At 71.7% G+C, this 24,379-nt stretch carries 16 protein-coding genes; 11 read left to right on the top strand and 5 right to left on the bottom strand.

Annotated elements, in window-relative coordinates; all coding sequences use genetic code 11:
* Window positions 1-75: 75 nt before the first annotated feature.
* A complete protein-coding gene (locus WH85_RS34825; RefSeq protein WP_083449481.1) occupies window positions 76-1,455 on the bottom strand; it encodes an acyltransferase family protein in 1,380 nt (459 codons plus the stop codon).
* A 300-nt stretch (window positions 1,456-1,755) separates the two neighbouring features.
* Between WH85_RS34825 and WH85_RS48270 the strand changes: the two genes are divergently transcribed.
* The 6 genes from WH85_RS48270 to WH85_RS34795 all read left to right on the top strand — a co-directional run bounded on the left by WH85_RS48270 (window position 1,756) and on the right by WH85_RS34795 (window position 7,731).
* Window positions 1,756-2,445, top strand: a complete 690-nt coding sequence (locus WH85_RS48270) for a CAP domain-containing protein (protein WP_063775576.1) — start codon at window positions 1,756-1,758, stop codon at window positions 2,443-2,445.
* Window positions 2,446-2,618: 173 nt separating this feature from the next.
* On the top strand, window positions 2,619-3,332 hold the full coding sequence (locus WH85_RS34815; RefSeq protein WP_045746373.1) for a L,D-transpeptidase family protein: 714 nt from the start codon (window positions 2,619-2,621) through the stop codon (window positions 3,330-3,332).
* Between the two features lie 64 nt (window positions 3,333-3,396).
* Window positions 3,397-4,722 (top strand): efflux RND transporter periplasmic adaptor subunit, encoded by a 1,326-nt coding sequence (locus WH85_RS34810; protein WP_045746357.1) that lies wholly within the window; start codon window positions 3,397-3,399, stop codon window positions 4,720-4,722.
* Window positions 4,719-5,396 carry an ABC transporter ATP-binding protein gene (locus tag WH85_RS34805; protein ID WP_045746356.1) on the top strand — a complete coding sequence of 226 codons (678 nt, stop codon included), beginning with the start codon at window positions 4,719-4,721 and terminating at the stop codon, window positions 5,394-5,396. The genes WH85_RS34810 and WH85_RS34805 overlap by 4 nt, the downstream gene beginning before the upstream one ends.
* The gene (locus WH85_RS34800; protein WP_045746355.1) at window positions 5,393-6,577 is read left to right on the top strand and encodes an ABC transporter permease; all 1,185 of its coding nucleotides are present in this window, start codon (window positions 5,393-5,395) and stop codon (window positions 6,575-6,577) included. The genes WH85_RS34805 and WH85_RS34800 overlap by 4 nt, the downstream gene beginning before the upstream one ends.
* A 68-nt stretch (window positions 6,578-6,645) precedes the next feature.
* Entirely contained in the window at window positions 6,646-7,731 is a 1,086-nt protein-coding gene (locus tag WH85_RS34795; protein ID WP_045746372.1) for a GGDEF domain-containing protein, read from the top strand.
* Here the strand turns inward: WH85_RS34795 and WH85_RS52480 are convergent.
* From WH85_RS52480 to WH85_RS34755, 4 genes are all read right to left on the bottom strand, one after another.
* Window positions 7,694-13,732, bottom strand: coding sequence for a hypothetical protein (locus WH85_RS52480; protein ID WP_157411393.1), 6,039 nt, complete (start codon window positions 13,730-13,732; stop codon window positions 7,694-7,696). The genes WH85_RS34795 and WH85_RS52480 overlap by 38 nt on opposite strands.
* Window positions 13,733-14,460: 728 nt before the next feature.
* The gene (locus tag WH85_RS34765; protein ID WP_045746349.1) at window positions 14,461-14,988 is read right to left on the bottom strand and encodes a hypothetical protein; all 528 of its coding nucleotides are present in this window, start codon (window positions 14,986-14,988) and stop codon (window positions 14,461-14,463) included.
* A 42-nt stretch (window positions 14,989-15,030) separates the two neighbouring features.
* Window positions 15,031-15,435 carry a pyridoxamine 5'-phosphate oxidase family protein gene (locus WH85_RS34760; protein ID WP_045746348.1) on the bottom strand — a complete coding sequence of 135 codons (405 nt, stop codon included), beginning with the start codon at window positions 15,433-15,435 and terminating at the stop codon, window positions 15,031-15,033.
* The gene (locus WH85_RS34755) at window positions 15,432-16,853 is read right to left on the bottom strand and encodes a DUF2252 domain-containing protein (RefSeq protein WP_045746347.1); all 1,422 of its coding nucleotides are present in this window, start codon (window positions 16,851-16,853) and stop codon (window positions 15,432-15,434) included. Before WH85_RS34755 ends, WH85_RS34760 begins: the two co-directional genes overlap by 4 nt.
* 169 nt (window positions 16,854-17,022) lie before the next feature.
* On the opposite strand from WH85_RS34755, the gene WH85_RS34750 reads away from it, so the two are divergent.
* From WH85_RS34750 to mmsB, 5 genes are all read left to right on the top strand, one after another.
* Window positions 17,023-18,006, top strand: a complete 984-nt coding sequence (locus tag WH85_RS34750) for a LacI family DNA-binding transcriptional regulator (protein WP_045746346.1) — start codon at window positions 17,023-17,025, stop codon at window positions 18,004-18,006.
* Between the two features lie 436 nt (window positions 18,007-18,442).
* A complete protein-coding gene (gene araA, locus WH85_RS34745) occupies window positions 18,443-19,927 on the top strand; it encodes an L-arabinose isomerase (RefSeq protein ID WP_045746345.1) in 1,485 nt (494 codons plus the stop codon).
* A 26-nt stretch (window positions 19,928-19,953) separates the two neighbouring features.
* On the top strand, window positions 19,954-21,078 hold the full coding sequence (gene chvE, locus WH85_RS34740) for a multiple monosaccharide ABC transporter substrate-binding protein (RefSeq protein WP_045746344.1): 1,125 nt from the start codon (window positions 19,954-19,956) through the stop codon (window positions 21,076-21,078).
* Between the two features lie 72 nt (window positions 21,079-21,150).
* Window positions 21,151-22,686, top strand: a complete 1,536-nt coding sequence (gene mmsA, locus WH85_RS34735; RefSeq protein WP_045746343.1) for a multiple monosaccharide ABC transporter ATP-binding protein — start codon at window positions 21,151-21,153, stop codon at window positions 22,684-22,686.
* A complete protein-coding gene (gene mmsB, locus WH85_RS34730; RefSeq protein WP_045746342.1) occupies window positions 22,683-23,930 on the top strand; it encodes a multiple monosaccharide ABC transporter permease in 1,248 nt (415 codons plus the stop codon). The genes mmsA and mmsB overlap by 4 nt, the downstream gene beginning before the upstream one ends.
* The last annotated feature ends 449 nt before the right edge of the window (window positions 23,931-24,379 follow it).

Genomic DNA, 24,379 nt, shown 5'->3' with positions numbered 1-24,379 from the left:
CTTCTCCGGGGGTACGCGTGACCGCTCGTGACCGGTCCCGGCGCGCAGCCGCCCTCCACGCGCCGGGACCGGTGTCTAGGGGAGCTCGGGCGTCCCGCGGTACCCCGGCCCGGCGCCCTCACCCGGGCCGGACGGCGGGTTGTGGTACCCGGCCGGCCCGGCCAGCCGGTACGCGTGCCGCCCCGACGGCTCCTCGGGGCCGCCCGGAGCGGTGGTCTCCTGGTCGACGACGGGATGCCCGTAGTAGCCCGCCGCCGGCCGCCCGGCCACCGGCATCTCGATCCGCTCCGTCTCCGGCGCCGGTGCGCCGGATGCGGGACCGCCCGGTGAGGGGGCGGGGTCCCCCTCGGGCCATCCGGCCGGGATCGGCCCGATCCGCTCGGCGAGCGGCTTCTCCGGCGGTGCGGGCGGTGGCGGGGTGAGCACCGCCGGCCACAGCCGCGGCCGGCGCTTGGCGGCCAGATCCTCCACCCAGCCGAACGCGACCACCGCGGCCGCCGTCACCGCGAACGTGATGGACAGGGTGACCGGACCCTCCAGCGAGCCCAGATCCTCCATGTTGGTGAAGGCCAGGATCGGCCAGACCGCGGCGATGGCGGCCCCGTGCCAGAGGTAGACCGTCACGGCCCGGGCGTTCAGAAGGTTCACCGCGCGGTCGACGGCTGGTGTCCGGGCCAGCTTCTCGATCGGCGGCTGCCAGCGGAGCGCGATCAGCACGAACGCCAGCGAGTAGACCGCCTGCGCCTCGGACACCTCGTTGAGGTCCCAGCCCAGTTCGTCGCTGCTCTGCACCAGCCACTTCAGACCCAGGCCGGCCAGTGCCCCGGCGGCCAGCAGCACCGCGGCCGGATGCATCCGGGCCAGCCGGCCGTCCCGGTGGGCGAACCCGGCGATCCAGCACGCGCCGTACGTGACGAGGTCCCAGAGCGCCGACTCGACCTCGGCCGGCATGCCCCACGAGCCCTTCTCCAGCATCGTCATGCCCAGCAGCGGCAGGGCGACGAGCGGCCAGCCGACCTTGCGGAACACCGGGAACAGCAGCGGGGAGAGCAGCACCAGCCACAGATAGGTCCGCACGTACCAGAGCGCGTCCCAGACGAACGCGCCCTCGTCGCTGCCGGGTGGGTCGCCGAGCGGCAACAGCCAGAACACCAGGCGCCACGGCTCGAACGGGTGCTCGCCGTCCGTCTCGGAGGCCCAGCCGAAGTACAGCATCACCGGCACCGACACCAGCCCGAGCAGCCACACCGGGGGCAGCAGGCGGCGCATCCGGGAGGTGAGGACCCGGCCGGGCGGGCGGTTCTGCAGGGAGGCGGCGGTCAGCGAGCCGGCCACGGCGAACATGACGCCCATCGCGGGGATCACGATGGACAGCCAGGGCCATCCGAAGTGGTGATAGACGATCACCCGGACGATCGCGACGGCACGGAGCATGTCCAGGTAGCGGTTACGCACCGCGAAACCGTAGCGACGGGCGGGGCGGCGCAGGGACAGCCGAGCAGTCGGCAAGAACGCCTCAGTGGGCTACCCCGAACGAGGGAAGAACGCCGGAACCCTGTGCGAGTGTGCGACGGACGTGCTCAGGCGGGGGCGGTGTTCACGCTGCTCACGGCGTACACCATGACGGTCGTCGAAGAACCGGTCGCCCGGCGGCCGGGAGACCACCGCAGTGACCGCCCCCGGCCCGGCCCGTTGGTCACCCGGCGGAGGACGCCCCGGACGGCCGGGGCGCGCGGACGACGGGATCGACCGACCATGCGGAAACCCTTGCTGGTGCTCGGGATGGCCGCCGTGACGCTGGTCGCGGGCGGCGTCACGGCGAAGGCGCTGGCGCAGGAGCCCCCGGAGCCCGTGGTGGGCCCGGGCGTCAAGCAGCTGATCGACCTGATCGAATCCCCGGCGCCGCCGGATCTTCCGGAGGAGCCGGGCCTTCCGGAGGAGCCGGGCCTTCCGGAAGAGCCGTCCGGGCGGGGCCCCGGACTGCCGGACCCGGTGGACGCTCTGGTGGCGGCCTCGCGCCGGGCGGTCACCGGCGCCTCGGTCTCCGCCCGCCCGGGGGCACCGGTGCAGCAGCAGGTGCTCGCGCTGGTCAACCGGAACCGGCGGCAGGCCGGCTGCCATCCGTTGACCGTGGACCGGCGGCTGATCGCCGCGGCGAACCGGCATGCCGCCGACATGGCCCGGCGCGGCTACTTCTCGCACGAGGGGGCCGGTGGGTCGGACGCCGGTCGGCGGGTGACCGGCGCCGGATATCCCTGGCAGCGGTACGGCGAGAACATCGCCCGGGGCCAGCGGAGCCCGTTCCAGGTCATGCGGGACTGGATGGAGAGCCCGTCGCACCGGCACAACATCCTGGACTGCCAATTGCGGCAAATGGGCGTCGGGCTGGCCCTCGGGAAGAACCGGACCCCCTACTGGGTGCAGGATTTCGCCACTCCCCGATAGGGCAAATCCCTGCAAGCTGGACTTGTGGGCATCGATGACATACCGGTTTCATGTCACGGCGCCCTTCGTATACCTCACCAGGTGCGTGCCTGTGCTTCTATGTGCGGACATCACTCCTGGGGAGGACGAAGTTGGCAGTGCGACGGGTTACCGCCCGCCTCGCCGGTGCCGCGATGGCGATGCTGGTGGGTGGCGGTCTCGGTGCGGTCGCCCTGGCTCCGGCCGGGGCCGGTGCGTCCGCACCGGTCACCGCTGCCGTGGCGACGACCGTGGTGACGAAGGCGGCCGCGGCGTCATGCGCGACCGGCAAGTACCAGAAGCAGGTCGAGGGCTACCTCAAACAACTGGGCGGATACGGCACGGTTACGGTCGACGGCAAGCAGTCCACCGCCGACTGCGCCGCGATCGTGAAGTTCCAGAAGCGGTTCGGGATCCAGCCGGCCAAGGGCCTGGCCGGGCCGACCACCTATGACGTGGCCAAGCGGCTGGCTTCGACGAAGACGTCGAAGTGCAAGGCCAAGAAGAAGGGCATCACCTTCTGCGTCGACCTGACCCACCAGACCAGCTGGGTCATGAAGAACGGCAAGGTGCACCTGAAGCCGACCGTGGTGCGCACCGGCATGAAGGGCTACCGGACGCCGGCCGGCACCTACAAGATCAACAAGCGGACCAAGAAGGAATGGTCGGACCCGTACGAGGTGTGGCTGCCCTACTGGCAGCGGTTCATCGGCGGCATGGGCTTCCACCAGACCACCACCTACATCCACGACAAGTGGCGGGGCTCGCACGGCTGCGTGAACCTGCTGCAGGCCGACGCCAAGAAGTACTACAGCATCGGCAAGATCGGCATGACGGTGAAGACGATCGGGCGCCGTCCCGGCACCTGATCCGCGGTCTCCATCGTGGGCCGTCTCTTCTCGGGAGGCGGCCCATGGTCATAGAGTGGCGTCTGTGTCTCACGACCGCTCACGGACCGTGATCATCGCCGCCGGGGTGCTCCTGCTCCTCACCGCGGCCTCCTGCGACGAGGAGGACACCGGCATCCGCCTGGGATCGGCGGCCCTCGGCACCGTCGACGAGATCGTCGAAGCGCCCGGCACGGTCATCGCCCGGACCGCGGCGACCCTCACCGCCCCGGCCGCCGGCACGGTGTCCGACCTGCTCGTCGAGGCCGGCGACCGGGTCGAGCGCGGTGACGTGCTGGCCGTCGTCGACGCCCCGGAACTCGTCCGGCGGCGGGACTCCGCCGAGGAGGCGCTCTCCGCACTGTCCGACGGCTCCTCCGGCGGCGGTTCCTCCGGCGACGGCGGGACCGCCGAGTTCGCCGCCGTCCGGCACCGCACCGACACCCAGGCCGCGCAGGCCTTCGACCACGCGCGCGAGGCCGCTGACAAGATCGCCGACCCGGTGGTTCGCGCGGCACTCCAGCACCAGATCGACGCGGCCGGCGAACAGTACGAGACCGCGTCCGCCGCCGCGGCGGCCGCCCTGCGATCGGTCGAGCGGGGAGTGGCGTCGCTGAGCCGGGCGATGGGTGCCCTCACCGCGGCACAACACCTTCAGGCCCAGCAGGCGTACGACCTGGCCGACGCGGCCGTCGAGGCACTGACCCTGCGCGCCCCCGTCGCCGGGACGGTCCAGTGGGGCGGCCCGGCGCAGCCCAGCCCCACCGGCGTCGCCGGACTACTGGGCGCCGGCGGCACCGCGGGCGCCGCCGGGGTGGACTCCGCCGTCTCCGAAGGGTCGTACGTCGCCGCGGGCACCCCCGTCGTGACCGTGATCGACACCGGGCAACTGGGACTGACCGCCGACGTGGACGAGACCGACGTGCTGCTCGTCACGCCGGGCGTACCCGCCGAGGTCGAACTGGACGCGGCACCGGGCGCGACCTACCCGGCCCGGGTCCGCACCGCCGACCTGCTGCCCACCACCTCGGCCCGGGGCGGAGTGTCCTACCAGGTACGCCTGACCCTCGACGAGGGAACCTACCCGGACAGCGGCGAGGCGGCCCCCGCCCCGCGCCCCGGGATGAGCGCGATCATCCGGCTGACGGTGCGCCAGGCCGACGAGGCGGTGACCGTCCCGGCCTCGGCGGTGGTCACCGAGAGCGGCCGCGAGACGGTCTGGACGGTCCGCGACGGGCGCTACCAGGCGGCGCCGGTACGCCTCGGCGTCCAGGGCGAGGACACCGTGCAGATCGTCTCCGGGGTGGAAGCCGGCCAACGGGTGGTGATCGCCGGCGCCGACCGCGTCGAGGCGGGCGCGGAGGCCCGGTGACCCCGGCCATCGTGGCGACCGGAGTCAGCCGGACCTACCACCTGGACGGCCTCGACGTGCCCGCCCTGCGCGGCGTCTCGCTCACCGTGGCGGCCGGCGACTACGTGGCCGTCGTCGGCACCTCCGGCTCCGGCAAATCCACGCTGATGCACCTGCTCGGCGGCTTGGACCGGCCCACCGGCGGCACCCTGCTGATCGGCGGCCGGGACGTCGCCACGCTCAGCCCCGACGAACTCGCCGCCCTGCGCAACACCACGATCGGCTTCGTCTTCCAGTCGTTCCACCTGCTGGCCCGCACCACCGCCCAGGACAACGTCGGCCTGCCCCTGGTCTACCGCGGCATCGGCCGTCGCGAACGCCGCGCCCGCGCCGCCGCGATGCTCGAACGGGTCGGCCTCGCCCACCGCACCGGACACCGGCCCAACCAACTCTCCGGCGGCGAACAGCAGCGGGTGGCCATCGCCCGGGCCCTGGTCACCGGGCCGTCGGTGCTGCTCGCCGACGAACCCACCGGCAACCTCGACTCCACCACCGGCGGCCAGGTCCTGGAACTGCTCGAATCGCTGAACGCCGAGGGGGTCGCGGTCGTCCTGGTCACCCACGACCGCGAGGTGGCCGCGCGCGCCCGGCGGCAGATCGTGATGCGCGACGGACTGATCGTCGACGCGGCATGAGGATCGCCGAAGCCTGGCGGGTCGCCCTCGACGCGCTGCGCGCCAACCGGCTGCGCAGCCTGCTGACCATGCTCGGCGTGGTGATCGGCGTCGCCGCGGTCGTCGCCCTCGTCGCCATCGGCACCGGAACCCGGCAACAGATCGAGCGCCAGGTCGAGGGACTCGGCTCCAACCTGCTCATCGTCGTACCCGGAAGGCTGGAAGCCGGCGCCGCACCCACCTCCTCGCCCCTCACCCTGGACGACGTCGACGCCGTGAACCGGATCGTCGGCGACCCCACCCGGGTGGCCGTCACGATCAGCTCCGGGGAGACCGTCCGGGCCGGCTCCCGCACCGGGTTCGCCAGCATGCAGGGCGTCGTCGAGACCACCCCCACCGTCTTCGTCCGCCGTCTGGACCGCGGCGCCTACCTGACCCGCACCGACGTCAGCACCGGCCGCCGGGTCGCCGTGCTCGGCGCCGGCGTGTCCCACGACCTGTTCGGCGACCGCGACCCGATCGGCCGGCAGATCACCATCGGCGGCGTCCGGTTCCGGGTGATCGGCACCTTCGAGGCGCTGGGCCAGAGCCTCGGCGTGGACCGCGACAGCGAGGTGCACGTACCGGTCACCGCCGCGCAGCGCCTGCTCGGCACCGCCCGCATCGACGGCCTGGCCATCCGGGCCCCGGACCGGGAACGGATCGCCGAGCTCAGCGCCGCGGTCGTCGCCACCCTCGCCGAACGCCACCCGGACACCGACTTCAGCGCGGTCACCCAGGAGCAGATCCTCGGCGTGCTCGGCGACATCCTGGGCGTGCTGACCGGGGTCCTCGCCGCCATCGCCGGCATCAGCCTGCTGGTCGGCGGCGTCGGCGTCTCCAACATCATGCTCGTCTCGGTCCGTGAACGGACCCGGGAGATCGGCCTGCGCAAGGCGGTCGGCGCCCGCCCCCGCGACATCGGCGTCCAGTTCCTGCTCGAAGCGGTGCTGCTGACCACCACCGGCGGGATCATCGGCCTGCTCCTCGGCGCCGGCACCGCCCTGCTCGTCGACCGGCTCAGCCCGGTCCCGGCCGCGCTCACCTGGTGGTCGACGGCGCTGGCGTTCGGCGTCTCGGCGGCCGTCGGCATCATCTTCGGCGTGGTCCCGGCGCAGCGGGCCGGCCGCCTCGACCCGGTGGTCGCGCTCCGCGCCGAGTGACGCACGGGACAACCACTCAGATCACCCACCGGCGGACCGAACTTGATGCGGAACCCGAGGAGACCGCCTTGCCCTATCAGATGCGCGACCAGCACGGGGCCGCCCGCGCCGTCGCCTACCTGATGCTGGCCGCCGGCGTGTACAACATCATCACCGGTGTCCTGATGAAGTTCGGCGACCCGGTCGCCGAACTGGTCGCGCTCGGCATCACCTCCACCGCCATGCTGGTCGTCGGACTGGCCTGCCTGCGCCACCCGGAGAAGATGCCGGACGCCTTCTGGCTGTCCGTCCCGTTCGTCTCGTCCTGCGTGGTGACCGGCCTCAACCTGGCCACCCGCGACGCCACCACCGGCGCCCAGCTGTTCTACCTCTGGCCCCTGCTGTACGCCGCGTCCTTCCTCAGCCGCCGCGTCATCGCCGTCACCATCGCGATGATCTCCGCCGGGCACGCCTCGGTCGCCTTCCAGTACCTCGACGGCACCCGCGCGATGAACGACTGGCTCGCGATCACGGTAGCCATGGCGATGACCGCGATCGTGGTGGCGAGCCTGCGGGAACGCAACGACCGGCTCCGCGACGTCCTGGAACAGCAGGCCACCTCGGACGCGCTCACCGGCGCCGCGAACCGGCGGGCGTACGACGCCGAACTCGCCCGGGTGGTCGCCGAGGCCGCCGCCGGGGGAGACCCGGTCGCGCTCGTGACGGTGGACGTCGACCACTTCAAGGAGGTCAACGACACCTGGGGTCACGCCGTCGGCGACCAGGCCCTGCAACAGGTCGCCGACACCCTGACCAGTGCCGCCGCCGGCCACGAGCACCTGGTGGCCCGGCTCGGCGGCGACGAGTTCGCGGTCCTGCTGCGCGCCGGGCCGGCCGCCGCCCTCCGGTACGCCGAACAGGCCCGCGCCGACCTGGCCGCCGGCACCGGGCTGCCGTCCGGGCCGCCCCGCCTCAGCATCGGCATCGCCGTCCTGCCCGATCACGCGGCCACCGCCGACGAACTGCAGCGCGCCGCCGACGCCGCCCTGTACGAGGCGAAAGCCGCCGGGCGGGGCCGCAGCCGGCTGGCCCGCGGCGGCCCGGCGCCCCGGCAGAACGTGGACCGGATGCCCCGCCCTACGCCGGCGCGTTCTTCTTCGGGTCCAGCGGCTTGAGCACGTCTTCGGGTTTGCGCGGGTACGGCCCCCACCCGTCGCGCAACACGTGGATGTAGACCGCCTCCAGACACACCCCGACCCGCTCCACCAGATCGGTGTCCTCCGGCGAACCGAGCCGTACGGCCCGCGCGAAGTGGTCCAGCGCCTCCATGTGCCGCCCCTGGTCGAAGCAGCTGCGGCCGAAGTTCTCGTGCACCACGCTGCGGACCGCGGGCGACACCTCGGCGTCGACCGCCCGCTGGAACAGCCGGTCGGCCTCCATCGAATCGCCCCGCAGCCGCAGCACGTGCGCCAGCTCGGCCTGCGCGATCACCTGCGCCTGCAGGTCCTGCGCCGACTCGGCGTGTGCCAGGGCCAGCCGGCTCGCGGCGGCGGCCATGCCCAGCTCACCGAGCAGCCGGTAGACCTCCGCGCGGACACTGAGCAGCCCGGCCTTGACGATCGCGTCGGTCTCGTCGGCGAGCGGCTCGTCCAGGCGCTCACCGAGTTCCCGCAGCGCGTCCCGGTCGTCGACGACCTCCCGCAGCGTGCCGCCGTCCAGCCGCCACCGGATCGCGGACAGCTCCTCGGCGGTCATCGGCAGATGCGGCGCCAGCTCGGGACCGGTGTGCTCGGGGCCGGCGGGCCCCTCCGCCTCGGCGGTGTCCTTGGGCTTCACGTCCTTCGCCGCGTCCCCCGTCGCCGGATCGATCTTGGCGGCGAACCAGCCCTTGCCGATGGCCGTGTCGGTGTACCGGCGCGGCTCCTGGTCCGGTCCGGAGACGGCGAGGCGCGCGATCGGCTTCAGGTTGTGCAGGGTGCCGTCCGGGTCCATGTAGGGCGCGTCCGGATCCTGGGCTTTCGTCCCCGTGGGTCCTGTGCCGATCGGCCCGGTCTCGCCGGCCGGCGTGGGTGCGGCCGACGTGGGTGCGGCCGGCGTGGGCGTGCCCGGCGTGGGCGTGGCCGGCCCGGGTGCGGGCGGTGTGCTCGGGCTCGCCGGCGGTGCACTCGCCGGAGCCGCCGTCGAAGCCGGTGCGCCCGGGGTCTCGTCGTGCGACGGCGGCCGCGCCGCCGGAACGGTGATCCGCTGCGAAATGCTCGGCGACACCGGCTTCGCCGGCAGATCGCCCATGGTGAGGGGCCGCGCAGGCTTGTCGGTCTCGCCATGCGGGGGTACGCCGTCGCGCGGTCCCGCCTGCGCCGGTACCTGGGGTGCCGCCGCCGTCGAGCCCTGAGGCTGTGCCGTGCCCTGAGGCTGCGCAGGGATGTGCGGCTGTGCCTGAGGCCCGGTTCGTCCGGGGACCTGGGGGTGGGCCTGTTCGGCGGGCTGCCCGGAGACCGGGGCGGGTCCGGTGTCGCCCGCGGGCCGGTCCAGGGTAGGCCGTCCGGCCCGCGGCCACGGCACCTCCGGGGCGCCGGTAGGAGCCGAACCCTGCCGTGCACCCGGCGGAACCTGAATGCTGCCCGTGCTGGACGGACTCGGACCGGCCTGCCAGGGCTGCTGTCCGGCCGGGACCTGGATGCTGCCGGTGCTCGACGGGTGCGGCATCGGGATGTTGCCGGTGCTCGACGGGCTGGGCATCGGGATGTTGCCGGTGCTCGACGGGTGCGGTGCCGGGATGCTGCCGGTGCCGGCCGGGGTGGGCGGCGTGGACCAGGCGCTCGGCGACGGACCGGTGGCGTGGGTGCCGCCGGAAACGGGCTGGGCGGTACCGGGACGTACGGCGGCCTGCGGCTGCTCCGCGGTGGCGTCCGCCCACTGGTCGCCCGGCGCGGCGGCGTGCCGGGCGGCCGGCTGCTCGGCGCCGTGCTGCGGCGGACGGGACCACGGCGAGGAGTTCTGCTGGTCCGGACCGGGCTGCTGCGGGATACCCGCCTGCGCGGCCGGCCAGGCGGACTGCGCACCCGCGGCCTGCTCCGGCCCGGGCGTCCGCGCCCAGGCGTTCCCGGCCGCCGCGGCATCCGACGTGGGACGGACAGCGGGCGGCCAGGCGTTCGCCGCGGCCGGCTGACCGGGCACGGCTGGCGCATCGGGCTGCGGACGAACCGGAGGAGGCCAGGCGGCCGCCGGCGACGGATGTCCGCCAGGACCCTGCGGGGGGAAGGGCCCCACAGGCTGAGCCGGATGACCACCCGGCTGAGGCTGTCCCTGGTAGCCACCGGGTTGGGGCTGTGCTGGGTAGCCACCGGGTTGGGGCTGTGTCGGGTAGCCACCGGGTTGGGGCTGTGCCGGGTAACCACCGGGTTGGGGCTGTCCCTGGTAGCCACTGGGTTGCGGCTGCGCCGGGTAACCCGGCTGGGGCTGACCCTGATATCCGCCCGGGTGAGGCTGGGCCGGATATCCACCGGCCGGGTATCCGCCGGGCTGTCCCGGATATCCACGGCCGGGGGAGGTCGGACGGGACCCCTCCGCCTGCTGCTGCATGTCGTCCGGAACGATCGCCCACGGCCCGTCACTGCTGGACGCCACGACGTGCGCAGTCCGCGGCGACCGCCGCGACCGCTGCTGCGGCACGTCCGCCCCTGCCTGGTACGAACCCGGCACCGGAATGCTGCCCGTGCTCGAGGGGTGCGGCATCGGAATACTGCCGGTGCTCGAAGGAGCCGGCATCGGGATGTTGCCCGTGTTGGACGGGTGCGGCATGGGGATGCTGCCCGTGCTGGCCGGGTGCGGCATCGGGATGCTGCCGGTGCTGGACGGACTCGGACCTGACGGGCGTGCTCCCTGACCCGGCGGAACCGGGATGCCGCCGGTGCTCGCAGGATGCGGCATGGGGATGTTGCCCGTGTTGGACGGATGCGGCATGGGGATGCTGCCCGTGCTCGACGGACGTGGCATCGGCGTAGTCGGCCGCGCCGCCGGCATCCCGGCCCGATCCTGGGCCGCGGACGCCTGGGGAACCGCACCGGCCTGCCAGTTCTCGGCGGCGGCGCCACGCTGACGCGGGTCCGTCGTGAACGAACCCGACATCCGCGGATCCGCCCCCGCGGCCGAACGAGCGTCCTCGACGTCGCGGCGCTGATGCGCATCGCGGTGCTGAGGCGTGTCGTGGTGCTGAGGCGTGCCGTGCTGCGGGGGAGTGTCACGGCGCTGAGGGGCACGAACCCCGAGCAGCGCAGTGGGTTCGTCGTCGATAGTGGTGTCGCCACCGGAACGGTCACCGTTCCGGATCGCGGCAGTGTCGATCGGACCGGTCCCACGGGTACCCGGCTCAGGCCGTCCGTCGCCGGTTGTGGCGGGCTGCGGAGCCTCCGGACCGTTCGGCCCGATCACCCGGGCCGGCGGTACCGGCGAGGGGGCCGCGACGATCCGCGGCGCGACCGGCGGGTCTGCCTTGAGTACACGCGGGGCGGCCGGAGCGGTGGAGCGGCTCACGACCTTCGGGGCGGTGGGCGGCTCGGCCCGTCGCACCACTCGAGGCCCGTCCTCGGCGGCCCGGCCCGAAGTGCCCGCGTTCGCCGGGTCCACACCCGAATTGTGCTGCGAACCTCCCGCGGCGTCCGGACCCTGCGGAACGCCCGTGCCGGAACCACCCGGTACGGCACTCCCGGGACCGTTGGTCCGGCCGGGGCCCGCGCCACTGATCGGCCGGGTCCGCTCCATCGAATCCGCGCCACCGCTCTCCGGCCATTCGCCCTGAGAGCGCGGGTCTTGCGAACGCGGGTCCTGAGAGCGCGGGTCTTGCGAACGTGCGTCCTGGGAACGCCCGTCCTGGGAACGTGTGTCCTGAGGGTGTCCGGGCTGGGCTGCCGGGTTCGGGGCCGGCCGGTCCTGCACGGGCTGAACCTGGTCGCCCTGAGTGGACCTCGCCCGGTCGTCCTGCGGGGATCGCTCTCGTCCGTCGACCGGCACGTAGGCGCGGCCGTCGGCACCCTGACCACGACTGTCTGCCGGAACCTGAGCGCGACCGTCCGCCGCCTGACCACGACTGTCTGCCGGAATCGGGGCGCGACCGTCGGCACCCTGGCCACGGTTGTCAGCCGGCTGCTGGGCACGGCCGTCAACCTCCTGGCCGCGGCCGTCCGCCGGTACCGGGGTGCGGCCGTCGACTACCGGAGTGCGGCCGTCGGACGGGACCTGGGCGCGACCCTCCGGGACGGCCGGGGTGCGCTCGTCGCGGGGCTGCGGGCGGCGTTCGTCCCCGGCAGCCGCGATCGGCTCGACGGGACGGCCCTTGCCGGGTACGGCCGGAGACGTGCGCTGTTCGTCGGAGCCGGAGCCGGAGCCGGAGCCGGAGCCTGGGCGTCGGCGGCTGTCGTCGCGGCGCTCGTCCTCCCATGCGGCGGCACGACGGTCCCGGTCGGCTTCCGTCCGGTAGCCGTCCTGATCCGGGCGGTACGTGCCCTGGTCCGCGGCGTAACCGTCCTGGTCTGTGCGGTACGGGTCCTGCGGCGGCCCGGCGGGACGTTCCGACGCCGGGATCGGGGCGCGGCCGCTCGTCGGGACGGCTTCGTCGCGGCGGGGGCGACGGCCGCCCGGGGGACGGATCGGGCCGAAGTCCTCGTCGTCCCAGGATGCCTCGCGGGGACGTCCGGCACGCGGGTCCGGGGCCTGACGGTCGCCGTCACGGGTACGGGGAGCAGCCCGCCGGTCGTCGGAACGGCTGGGCTTCTCCTCCCAGAACTCGTCGGCGCCCAGTTCGATGGTGCGCGGCTGGTTGCGTTCGTCGTCGCGGGGCGGTTCGGGCTCCTCCCAGCGTGCAGCCTCCGCCGGACGGGGCTGCCCGGCCGCACGAGGCTGCTCGACGGGACCCGGACGCTGCCCGGCCACACGAGGGTCTCCGGCCCGGGGGTCGACGCCACGCGGGTCGGTGACGCGAGGGTCTCCGGTCCGGGGGTCGGCGCCCCGCGGGTCGGTGCCACGAGGGTCGGTGACGCGAGGGTCACCAGTCCGGGGGCCGGTGCCGCGCGGGTCGGTGACGCGGGGATCGCCGGCACGCGGGTCGACGCCACGGGGGTCGACGCCACGGGGGTCGGTGGTGCGGGCGTCGGCGGGGCGCCGGCGGTCCGGCTGCTCGTCGCGGCGGCCGCGGGCGACCAACGGCTCGTCGTCCCAGAGTTCGTCGGGCCGGATCTCGACGGTGCGACGGCCACGGTCGTCGTTGCGGCGTGCGGCGGGAGTCTCGTCCCAGCGCTCGTCCTCGCGACGCCCACCACGGGCGGCCTGGTCGCGGCGGTTGTCACGACGCGGCTCCGCGTCACGGCGGCCATCGGCGTCACGGCGCGGGTCGACAGCCTCACGGCGCGGATCGACAGCCTCACGACGCGGATCGACAGCCTCACGACGCGGATCGGCGTCACGGCGCGGATCGACAGCCTCACGGCGGGCGTCGACGTCGGCGTCACGGCGCGGGTCGGTGCCACGACGCGGGTCGGCGTCAGCGCCACGGCGCGGGTCGGCGTCACGACGGTCGTCGGGACGGCCGGCGATGTCGTCGCGGTACCGGGGACTGTCGTAACGGTCGTCGGGCCGCTGCCGGTCGGAGCGACGCGGGTCCGCGTCCCGCCGGAAATCGTCGCGGGATTCGCGAGGGGAAGGAGAGGAGCCGTTGCGGGACGAACCCCCACGAGAGGAGCGGGACGAACCGAAGTCCCCGCGGGGCGACTCCCCGCCGTACCGGCCGGATTCCCGTTTGTCTCCGGGAGCGCCTCGGCGCAGATCCGGCCGAGCCGCCGGGTCCACGATCGGAAAGTCCGGTTTGTCGAAGTCGACACCCAGTTCGGGGCGGTTGAAGTCGATGTCGTCGAACTCGTCGCCGACCAGGTTGTCGACCGAGGTGTCGACCGGCACGAAGTCGGGTTCGTCGAGCCAGCTGGGGCGCTGCGCGTCGAACAGCGGCCGCGGCGACCGCTGCTCCGCCACGCCCTCGGCGGAGTCCTCGTCACGGCGCCGGGTCGGCATCACCGGGTCCGGCGAGGTCCGGCGGGTGTAGTGCTTCTCCTGGATCACCGCGGAACTCGGCATGAACGAGTACTCGCTGTACTCGTCCTCCCAGTATTCGTCGTCCTCGAAGCTCATGACGAGGCTCCGATTCGGCTGGGGGTTGACCCGCTGCCCCGACGCCGCATCCGCGCCACCGTCCTCACCCTGTCCCACCTCCGCACTCCGGTGCCCGCCCCTCGCGCCCCGGATCGTCTTCCTGCCACGCGTGGTGGATGGGGAAGGTTAATCACGGATTCGGGTAGGGCGCCACCGCACCGCGGCTCCCTGTCGTCGGTCCCGTGGTGCACCCACGGGCGTCGGCTGTCCCGGTGCCGCAGTTCACCGGGAGTGGCCGAACACGGGGGTATACGTCCGTGCGGCCCCCGCGGTTCAACGCTGTGCGCTGTGAAGATGTCAGGAAATCGACAACGCTCCCACGGCTCGCCGGCAGGCCCTCTCCATCAACGACAGTCGTTGCGGACCGGGCCTGCGGCATGTGTCGACTTAAGGTCTTTTTAAGGTTCTCTTCAGGCCGGCTACAGACTTCCGGGCGACCCCGATCGTGTGACGCCCGGGCGTGTCGCGACGCGGGGCGCGCCGCGGCTACCCACCGTGATATCCACGTTTCCCCTGGTGGTAGCGGTTCGAAACGCTGCGTGCCGGGCCGGTTCCGCAGGGCAGTGGACGGCTGCCCTCCCCGAGAAGGCACCGCCGAGCACGGATCGTGGGTCGCGGCGCGAAGAAGGACCGGGCAAGGGCGGCCGCGGGCCGTCCGCCAGGAACAGGTGTAGCCGTCCGGGAGTCGTCGTCCCGTACGATGACGGTCAGATCACGGCCCGGCGGGCGATCTCGAAGAGCCCCCCGCGCCCACCGAAGGTCTTCCGCGTCGCCTCGCCCATCATCGCGAACAGTGTGTCCCCGCCGAAGTCGCAGTCGGTGAAGATCGCGCTCACCTCGCCGATCAGCAGATGCACCGCGACGGTGTCCTCCTGGTTCTGCGGGAGGTACCCCTCGCCGGGGAGGTCGGCGGCGAACACCTGCTCGGCGACCCGGAGATCGCCGTCCGGCGAGTCGGGCTCCCGGCTGTGCAGATAGAGCAGCGCGGCGGTCTCGGGGCGCAGCACGCGCTGGAAGACGTACGGCTCCAGATCGTGCACGTCGACCAGCCCGCCGGCCCAGAACTGTTCGCTGACCTCGAAGCCGGCCCCGGTCAGGGCGGCCGCGGCGGTCCGGCCACACGGACCGTCGTCCCAGGTGACGAAGGGGGGAACGCGCTGGTCGGCGCGGGGATCCAGGCCGGGCACGCCGCCCAGCACCGTCAGCAGGCGATCGGCGCCGGGCATCGGATTCACCGGACGATCATGACGGCCCCGAGGGGAAATGTGAAGCCGGAACTAATACGCCAGGGACGCCGAGGCGAGAACCCGGGTGATCGTGACCTCGATGACGACCCGGGCCGGGTTGGGGCGCGGTGTGCGATATCGGTCGGCGTAGCGGCGTTCCGCCTCGGCCACCGACTCCGGGTCGTCGCGCACCACGGCGAGGCCCTCGAGGGTGCTCCAGCGGCGCCCGTCGACCTGGCAGATCGCGACCCGCTGCTGGCCCCGCCGGACGTGCCGGGCCTTCCACGACGACCCGGAGGTGATCACCCGGGCCAGGCCGGCGGACGGGTCCAGGGTGGCGCCGACCGCGACGACGTGCGGCGACCCGTCGGCACGCAGCGTGGTCAGCGTGCAGAGATGCCGCTCGGCCCAGAACTCGGCGAGCCCGGGGGCGTCCAGCGGGACGGCCCCGCTCACGCCGTCTCCGCCGGCAGTTCACCACGGCGGACGGCGGCGACCAGGGCTGCGTGATCACGTTCCACTTGATCAGCGTACGCGCGAGCGAACCGGCACAACGACTCGTCCAGCTTGTCCCCGCTGCCCACATAGCCGGCGATCACCGAGGCGCCGCTGGTCCGGGCGTGCGACTTGGCCAGCAGGAAGCCGCAGATCCCGGCGTAGTCGGCGAGCGCGGAGGCGTTGATGTCCTCGACCAGGATCGCACCTTTCATGTCCCGGAACTGGCGGACGTAGTACTGCAGGTCGCCGACGGTGGTCCAGCCGAGCAGCGGGTCGCTGACCGTCTGCAGTGCCTGCTGGTACTCCACGACGCGCTGTCCCTGGTGCCGGTGCCAGGCGAGCTCGCCGTGCTGGTAGCGCCCGATCACCGACCGGCGGGCCTGCTTGAGCTGAAGGAACAGCACGTCGTCGGTGCCGCTGCCCTCGCAGAGCGCGACGTACGCCCGCAGCCCCACCGAGCCGACACCGACCACCTTGTGCGCGATGTCGACGATCCGGTACCCGCCGAGGATCCGCGCCCAGTGCGGTTTCAGCGTGTTGAGGTATCCGTCCAGTGCGGCGGCGAGCTGCTCACGTTCCTCGTGCGGCAGCCGGGTGATCAGCGGCGGTTCCTCGACCAGCCGGGCGGTGCCGTCGTGCCGTTCGGTGAAACGGGGCAGCGCCCGGTCGCTGGTCCGCCGCCGGGCCCGCCGCGCCGCGCGTTCGATCTCGTCCCGGAAGCCGGCCTTGCTGGCCTGCCGGCGCATCGTCTCCACGTCGAGCTGGTCGAACGAGCGGGCCAGCAGCGGCTGTTCGGCCAGGTACGCGAGTTGCTCCCGGTACTCCTCGACGCAGTGCTGCACGGCGTCGGCGCACGCGCCCTCCCGGAAACCGTTCTGCCGGCCGGCGACGTAGACGCTGACCACCAGCCGGCGCAGGTCCCACTCCCACGGGCCGGGGTGCGCCTCGTCGAAGTCGTTGAGGTCGAAGACCAGCTCCCGTTCCGGCGAGGCGTAGAAGCCGAAGTTGCCCAGGTGCGCGTCGCCGCAGATGACCGGGGTGATGCCGGTGTGCGGCAGGGAGGCGAAGTCGTCGGCCATCAGTCCGGCGGTGCCGCGCAGGAACGCGTACGGCGACGCGATCATGCGGCCGATCCGCACCGGGATCAGGCGTTCCAGCCGTCCCATGTGCGACTCGGTCACCTGGCTCACCGGGTCGGGACGGTCGTCGCGGGGGCGCCAGTGCGCCATGTCGGAGCGGGGCGAGCGGTCCCGCAGGGAGCGGCCCAGCTCGTACCGTTCGGCGCGCGGGGTCGCGGCACGGCGCAACGAGGTGTATCCCTCGTCGTCTACGCTGCCGTGCACGACGTGGCTGTGGCTCGTGGGTGACGGGTCCATCGCAGCCGAGGGTACGTCCCCACCGGCATCCCCCGTACGGTCCTCGCAAAACGGTGAATGTGATCGATAACATTCCCCGCGGAGCAGGCTTGCCGCGCCTGCCGCTACGCTCCATCAGAACCGGACCGGACGAGGTGCGCAAGTGGACAAGGTATCCCGTAGCCCGGCGATGACCGATGTCGCCCGACTGGCCGGAGTCTCGCACCAGACCGTCTCGCGCGTTCTCAACGATCATCCGAACGTCAAGGAACAGACCCGGATCCGGGTACGCGCTGCCATCGCCGAACTGGGCTACCGGCCGAACCGCGCGGCCCGCGCCCTGGTGACCGGCCGCTCCCAGTTGATCGGCGTGGTCGCCCGTAACAGCACGTTGTACGGTCCGGCCTCGATGCTGACCGAGTTCGAACAGGCCGCCGCGGACGCGGGTTTCGCGGTCAGTGTCGGCAGTGTCCGCGAGTTGGACCGGTCGTCGATAGCGTCGGTGGTGGACCGTCACCTCGATCAGCGGGTGGCCGGCCTGGTGGTGATCGCCCAGGTGGCGACGGCCAACGAGGCGCTGGCCGAGATCCCGGGCGACGTGCCGGTGGTGTTCATCGACGGCGATCCGGGCAGCGGGCGCCCGGTGGTGACCGTGGACCAGGAGGCCGGTGCGGGCGCGGCCACCCGGCATCTGCTGGAGGCCGGGCACAGCACGGTCTGGCACGTCTCCGGCCCGGTCGACTGGTTCGACTCGGCGGGCCGGATCCAGGGCTGGCGGCAGACGTTGCAGGAGGCCGGGGCCGAGGTGCCGCCGCTGCTGTCCGCGGACTGGTCGGCGGCCGAGGGGTACCGCGCCGGGCAGATGCTGGCCCGGATGCCGGAGGTCACCGCGGTCTTCGCGGCCAACGACCACCTCGCGCTCGGGGTGCTGCGCGCACTGCACGAGCGGGGCCGGCGGGTGCCACAGGACGTGAGCATCGTCGGTTTCGACGACGTGCCCGAGGCGGCCTTCTTCATCCCGCCGCTGACCACCGTCCGGCAGGCCTTCGGTGATGTGGCCCGTGCCGCGTTGAGCCTGCTCCTCGGCCAGATGCGTACCGAGCCGGACACGGCCCGCCACATTGTGGTTCCGCCTCACCTCGTGGTAAGGGACAGCGTCGCTCCACCCGCCTGACATCTACTGCGTGTAACCGCCGCCCGCCTGATCGTCGATCAGGCGGGCGGTTGTGTTTCGGGGACACCCGCGCCGGGTTAATCGGCCGTTACCTCGTTGTTGCCGTCCGCCGTTGACAGCGGAATTGTTAGCGATAACACTGAGGCTCGCTCCCGCCGGGGTGTGGCGACCACCACCTCCGGTCACCCCTCGGAGGTACACCCATGGCCGTTGACACGTCCGCGAGCTCTGTGATCGGTGTCGGACACGACACCCTCCGGGGTTGCGCGTCCGTCGACGGTACCGGTTTCCCGCGTCCGCGTCGATGCGCCCCTGATCGCCTGCACGATGGTGCTGACAGCCGCAGTCCCGGCCGGGCCGGCGGCGGGGTGACGCGTACACCGCTCACCTGACGCGACCCGACCCCGGCACCCTTCGCACAACCAAAGGAAGACCGATGAAACCGCAGATCTGGTTTCTGACCGGCAGCCAGCACCTCTATGGCCCGGAGACGCTCCAGCAGGTCGCCGACCAGTCGGCCGAGATCCAGCGGACGCTGGGCGCGGGCCTGGACGTCGCCGAGATCGTCACCCGCCCGGTGCTCACCGACGCTGCCGCGATCAAGCAGGTCATGCTCGCGGCCAACGCCGACCCGGCCTGCGTCGGCGTCATCGCGTGGATGCACACCTTCTCGCCGGCCAAGATGTGGATCGGCGGCCTGGACGCGCTCCGCAAGCCGCTGCTGCACCTGCACACCCAGCACAACGCGTCGCTGCCCTGGTCGACCATCGACATGGACTTCATGAACCTGAACCAGGCCGCCCACGGCGACCGGGAGTTCGGTTACATCCAGGCCCGCCTCGGCGTGCCCCGCAAGGTGATCGCCGGGCACGCCTCGGACCCGTCGGTGGTGACCCGGATCGAGGGCTGGGCCCGCGCCGCGATCGGCCTGCAGCACGTGCGCGGCCTGCGGCTCGCCCGCTTCGGTGACAACATGCGCAACGTCGCCGTCACCGAGGGCGACAAGGTCGAGGCCGAGCTGCGGTTCGGCGTCTCGGTCAACACGTACGGCGTGAACGACCTGGTCGACGTGGTCGACGCGGTCGCCGACGCGGAGATCGACAAGCTGGTCGCCGAGTACCGCGACACCTACGAGATCGCCGCGGAGCTGCTCGCCGACCGTCTCGAGTCGCTGCGCTACGCCGCGCGCATCGAGGCCGGCCTGCGCCAGTTCCTGACCGAGGGCGACTTCGGCGCCTTCACCACCAACTTCGAGGACCTCGGCGGTCTGCGCCAGCTGCCCGGCCTGGCCGTGCAGCGGCTGATGGCCGACGGGTACGGGTTCGGCGGCGAGGGCGACTGGAAGACCTCGGTGCTCGTGGCCACCGTGAAGGCCATGGGTTCCGGAACCGGCCGCGGAACGTCTTTCATGGAGGACTACACCTACCACTTCGGCCCGGGCGAGCCTAAGATCCTCGGGGCGCACATGCTGGAGGTATGTCCGTCGATTGCTTCGGGCACCCCACGTGCGGAAATCCACCCGCTCGGCATCGGTGGCCGGGAGGATCCGGTGCGGCTCGTCTTCGACGCCGCGCAGGGTCCGGCGGTCGTCGTGGGCATGGCCGACATGGGCGACCGGTTCCGCCTTGTCGCCAACGAGATCGAGGTGATTTCCCCGGACGAGCCGCTGCCCAACCTGCCGGTGGCCCGGGCCGTGTGGAAGCCCGCCCCGTCCTTGTCCACGTCCGCCGAGTGCTGGATCACCGCCGGCGGACCGCACCACACCGTGCTGACCCAGGCCGTGGGTGCGGAGACGCTGCGCGACTTCGCCGAAATGGCTCAGACCGAGCTTCTTCTGATCGATGAGCGCACCACGCCGGCTGAATTCGCCGACCGTGTGCGTTGGAACCAGGCGTACTTCCGCCTGGCCCGCCCCCTGTAACACCGTTCTCAAAGAGGAGATTCATCGTGAAATACCCCCGTCTCGCGGCGGTCCTGACCGCCGCCTCGATGGTTGCGACCATGGCGGCCTGTGGTTCCGCCGAGAAGACCGGTGGCAACGAGGCCGGTAGCGGTGACACGGCCGGCGCCCTGGTCGGCGTGACCATGCCGACCAAGAAGTCGGAGCGCTGGGTCAAGGACGGCGACAACGTCAAGGCCGCGCTGGAGAAGCTGGGCTACCAGGTCGACCTCCAGTACGCCGAGGACGACATCCCCACCCAGACCCAGCAGCTGGACAACCAGATCACCAAGGGCGCCAAGCTCCTGATCATCGCGTCCATCGACGGCACCGCGCTCAGCACCCAGCTGGACAACGCCAAGGCCGCGAACATCCCGGTGATCGCGTACGACCGCCTGATCCGTGACAACGCGAACGTGGACTACTACGCCACCTTCGACAACTTCAAGGTCGGCGTGCAGCAGGCGACCTCGCTGCTCACCGGTCTGAAGGTGCTCAACGCGGACGGCAGCAAGAACCCGGAGGCCAAGAAGGGCCTGAACATCGAGCTGTTCGCCGGTTCGCCCGACGACAACAACGCGACGTTCTTCTTCAACGGCGCCAAGAGCGTTCTCGACCCGTACATCGCGGACGGCACCCTGGTCGTCAAGAGCGGCCAGACCGAGTTCGAGAAGGTCGCCACCCTGCGCTGGGACGCCGAGACCGCCCAGAAGCGCATGGAGAACATCCTCACCGCGACCTACAAGGGTGGCGCGAAGGTCGACGGCGTTCTCTCCCCGTACGACGGCATCTCGATCGGCATCCTGTCCGCGCTGAAGAGCGGTGGCTACAGCACCGGCACGTACCCGATCGTCACCGGCCAGGACGCCGAGGCGCCGTCGGTCAAGTCGATCATCGCTGGTGAGCAGTACTCCACCATCTACAAGGACACCCGTCAGCTCGCCGACACCACCGTCGAGATGGCGGACGCCGTGCTGAAGGGCCAGACCCCGAAGACGAACAACACCACCGACTACGACAACGGCAAGAAGGTCGTTCCGGCCCAGCTCCTCGAGTCGGTCATCGTCACCAAGGACAACTACAAGGCCCAGCTCGTCGACACCGGTTACTACACCGAGGCCGACCTGAAGTGATCCGAGCGCCGCGCCCCGCCCGATCCCAGCGGGCGGGGCGCGGCCCTTCGATCGGCCCATAGGAGGGTCTGCATGACCGACACGATCCTGCGGATGAGCGGCATCACCAAGACGTTCCCGGGCGTCAAGGCGCTGCAGGATGTCAACCTTGAGGTCCGCAGAGGCGAGATCCACTCCATCTGCGGCGAGAACGGGGCCGGCAAGTCGACCCTGATGAAGGTGCTGTCCGGCGTCTATCCGCACGGCAGTTACGACGGACAGATCGAATTCGACGGCGAGTCGTGCAGCTTCTCGGGCATCCGGGACAGCGAGCACCGCGGCATCGTCATCATCCACCAGGAGCTGGCGCTCGCCTCCAACCTCTCCATCGCGGAGAACATCTTCCTCGGCAACGAGAAGAGCAAGCGCGGCTTCATCAACTGGAACCAGACGAACCACGCGGCGGACGAGCTGCTGCGCCGGGTCGGCCTCGCCGAGAGTGCGGTCACCCCGGTCATCGAGCTCGGCGTGGGCAAGCAGCAGCTGGTCGAGATCGCCAAGGCGCTCTCGAAGGACGTCAAGCTCCTGATCCTCGACGAGCCGACCGCGGCGCTCAACGACCAGGACTCCGAGCACCTGCTCAACCTGCTCCGCGGGCTGCGGGACCAGGGCATCACCTGTGTCATCATCTCGCACAAGCTCAACGAGGTCACGAGTATCTCGGACCGCGTCACCATTCTGCGTGACGGCCGGACGATCTGGACCGACGAGATCGAGAACCTCACCGAGGAGAAGATCATCTCGGGCATGGTCGGCCGCGACCTCGAGCACCGGTACCCGGAGCACGAGTCGAAGGTCGGCACGGAGGTGCTGCGGATCGAGAACTGGACCGTGCACAGCCCCACCCAGCCGGACCGCGCGCTGGTCCGCAAGGCGAACATCACGCTGCGCCGTGGCGAGATCGTCGGCCTGGCCGGGCTGATGGGCGCCGGCCGCACCGAACTGGCGATGAGCGTCTTCGGCCGCTCGTACGGGGTGAACATCTCCGGCCGCCTGATCAAGGACGGCAAGGAGATTCAGGCCCGCAACGTGCGGGAGGCGATCAAGCACGGTCTCGCGTACGCGACCGAGGACCGCAAGCGGTACGGCCTGAACCTGATCGAGGACATTCAGCGCAACGTCTCGGCGGCCGCGCTGAAGAAGCTCGCCAAGGGCGGCTGGGTCGACGGCAACGAGGAGCACCGCGTCGCCGACGAGTTCCGGGCCAGCATGAACATCAAGGCACCCGGCGTGGAGTCGATCACCGGAAAGCTCTCCGGCGGCAACCAGCAGAAGGTCGTGCTCTCGAAGTGGATCTTCACGGATCCGGACGTGCTGATCCTGGACGAGCCCACCCGTGGCATCGACGTCGGCGCGAAGTACGAGATCTACACGATCATCAACCGGCTCGCCGACGAGGGGAAGGCCGTCCTGGTCATCTCCTCCGAGCTGCCGGAACTCCTCGGTATCTGCGACCGCATCTACACCCTCTCCGCGGGCCGGATCACCGGCGAGGTGCCCCGGGCCGAGGCGACGCAAGAGCGCCTGATGACTCTCATGACGAAGGAAGAACAGGAGGTCGCGCCGTGACGGTCGCACCTACCAACGCCGACCTGAGCGTCGGCAAGGGGCCGGCCGCTTCCACCGGCAAGGCCCCGTACAAGATCAACTTTGATCTGAAGCAGAGCGGCATCTACATCGCCTTTGCTCTGATCATCGTGCTGTTCGCGGTGCTGACCGGCGGCGACCTGCTCTCCCCGCAGAACATCAGCAACATCATCGTCCAGTACTCGTACATCCTCGTACTGGCCATCGGCATGGTGATGGTCATCGTCGCCGGGCACATCGACCTGTCGGTCGGCTCGGTCGTGGCGGCCACCGGCGCCCTCGCCGGCGTCATGATGGTCAACTGGGATGTCGCCTGGCCGATCGCGGTCATCGCGACGCTGGCCTTCGGCGCCCTCATCGGCGCGTGGCAGGGCTTCTGGGTGGCCTACTTCGGCATCCCGGCATTCATCGTCACGCTCGCCGGCATGCTGCTGTTCCGTGCGGTCACCATGACCATCCTGGGCAGCAAGGGCATCGGCCCGTTCCCGGACGAGATCCGGACACTGGCCAACGGCTTCACCCCCGGCACCCTGAACAACATCGCCCTCGGCCCGCTCGGCGGCGCCGACCTGCTGAGCGTCATCATCGGCTTGATCGCCGTGGTCGCCATGGCGTTCGTACAGGTCCGGGCCCGCGCGGCCCGCGTCAAGTACCAGCAGGCCGTCGACCCGGGCTGGCTGTTCGGCCTCAAGGTCGCCGTCCCGGCGATCCTGGTCATGTTCGTGGTCATCCAGCTCGCCCGCTTCCGCAACCTGCCCTGGGTGCTGATCATGCTGGCGCTGCTGGTGGTCGGCTACACCGTAGTCACCAGCCGCTCCGTCTTCGGCCGCCAGATCTACGCGGTCGGCGGCAACCTGCAGGCCGCGACGCTCTCCGGCGTCAAGGTCAAGTCGGTCGTCTTCTGGCTGTTCGTCAACATGGGCGTCCTCTCCGCCCTGGCGGGCCTGATCTTCGCCGGCCGCCTGAACCTGGCCGGCCCCACCGCCGGCAACAGCTTCGAACTCGACGCCATCGCGGCGGCCTTCATCGGCGGCGCGGCGGTCCAGGGCGGCGTCGGCAAGGTGGTCGGCGCCATCACCGGCGGCCTGATCATGGGCGTCATCAACAACGGCATGGGCCTGCTCGGCGCCGAGCCCCAGGACACCATGCTGGTCAAGGGCGCCGTCCTGCTGGCAGCCGTGGCCTTCGACGTCTGGTCGAAGCGCCGCACGGCCGGCGGTCGCTGACCCCCAACCACCCGAAGCAACGGCCCGGCCCCATCAGGGGTCCGGGCCGTTGTGCTCTTCCGCTCTCTTTCTTGTACGCCGCAAAGCACGCCCGTTCCCGCCCGCCTCGCATCGCCCGTTTCAGGCGGCCCGGCTACCCGCTCCGACCCGTCTTCGCGCCGCCCGTCCGCGCTCGTGGACCTGTCCACTCCGGTCCGCCTTCGTGCCCGCTCGCCTGGTGCCGCTTGTGGGTGGTGAGCGCCCCCGCACCCGCCCTCGCCCTCGTCCTCGCCCTTGCCCCGCCCTCGCCCTTGCCCCGCACCCGCCCTCGCCCTCGCACCCGCCCTCGTCCCGCCCCGAATCCGCTTCAGTCGGCTGGTGGGGGCACCCGATCTGAGGGGCGGCTGGTGGGGACACCCGATCCGAGGGGCGGCTGGTGGTGGCCGCCCCCGGTCCGGGTCTCGGGTGCG

Origin of the sequence: Actinoplanes rectilineatus, assembly GCF_000962825.1 — a bacterium.
Taxonomy (GTDB): Bacteria; Actinomycetota; Actinomycetes; order Mycobacteriales; family Micromonosporaceae; genus Actinoplanes; species Actinoplanes rectilineatus.
The sequence above is the reverse complement of the archived record's forward strand: the minus strand, read 5'-3'. Positions and strand labels throughout refer to the sequence as shown.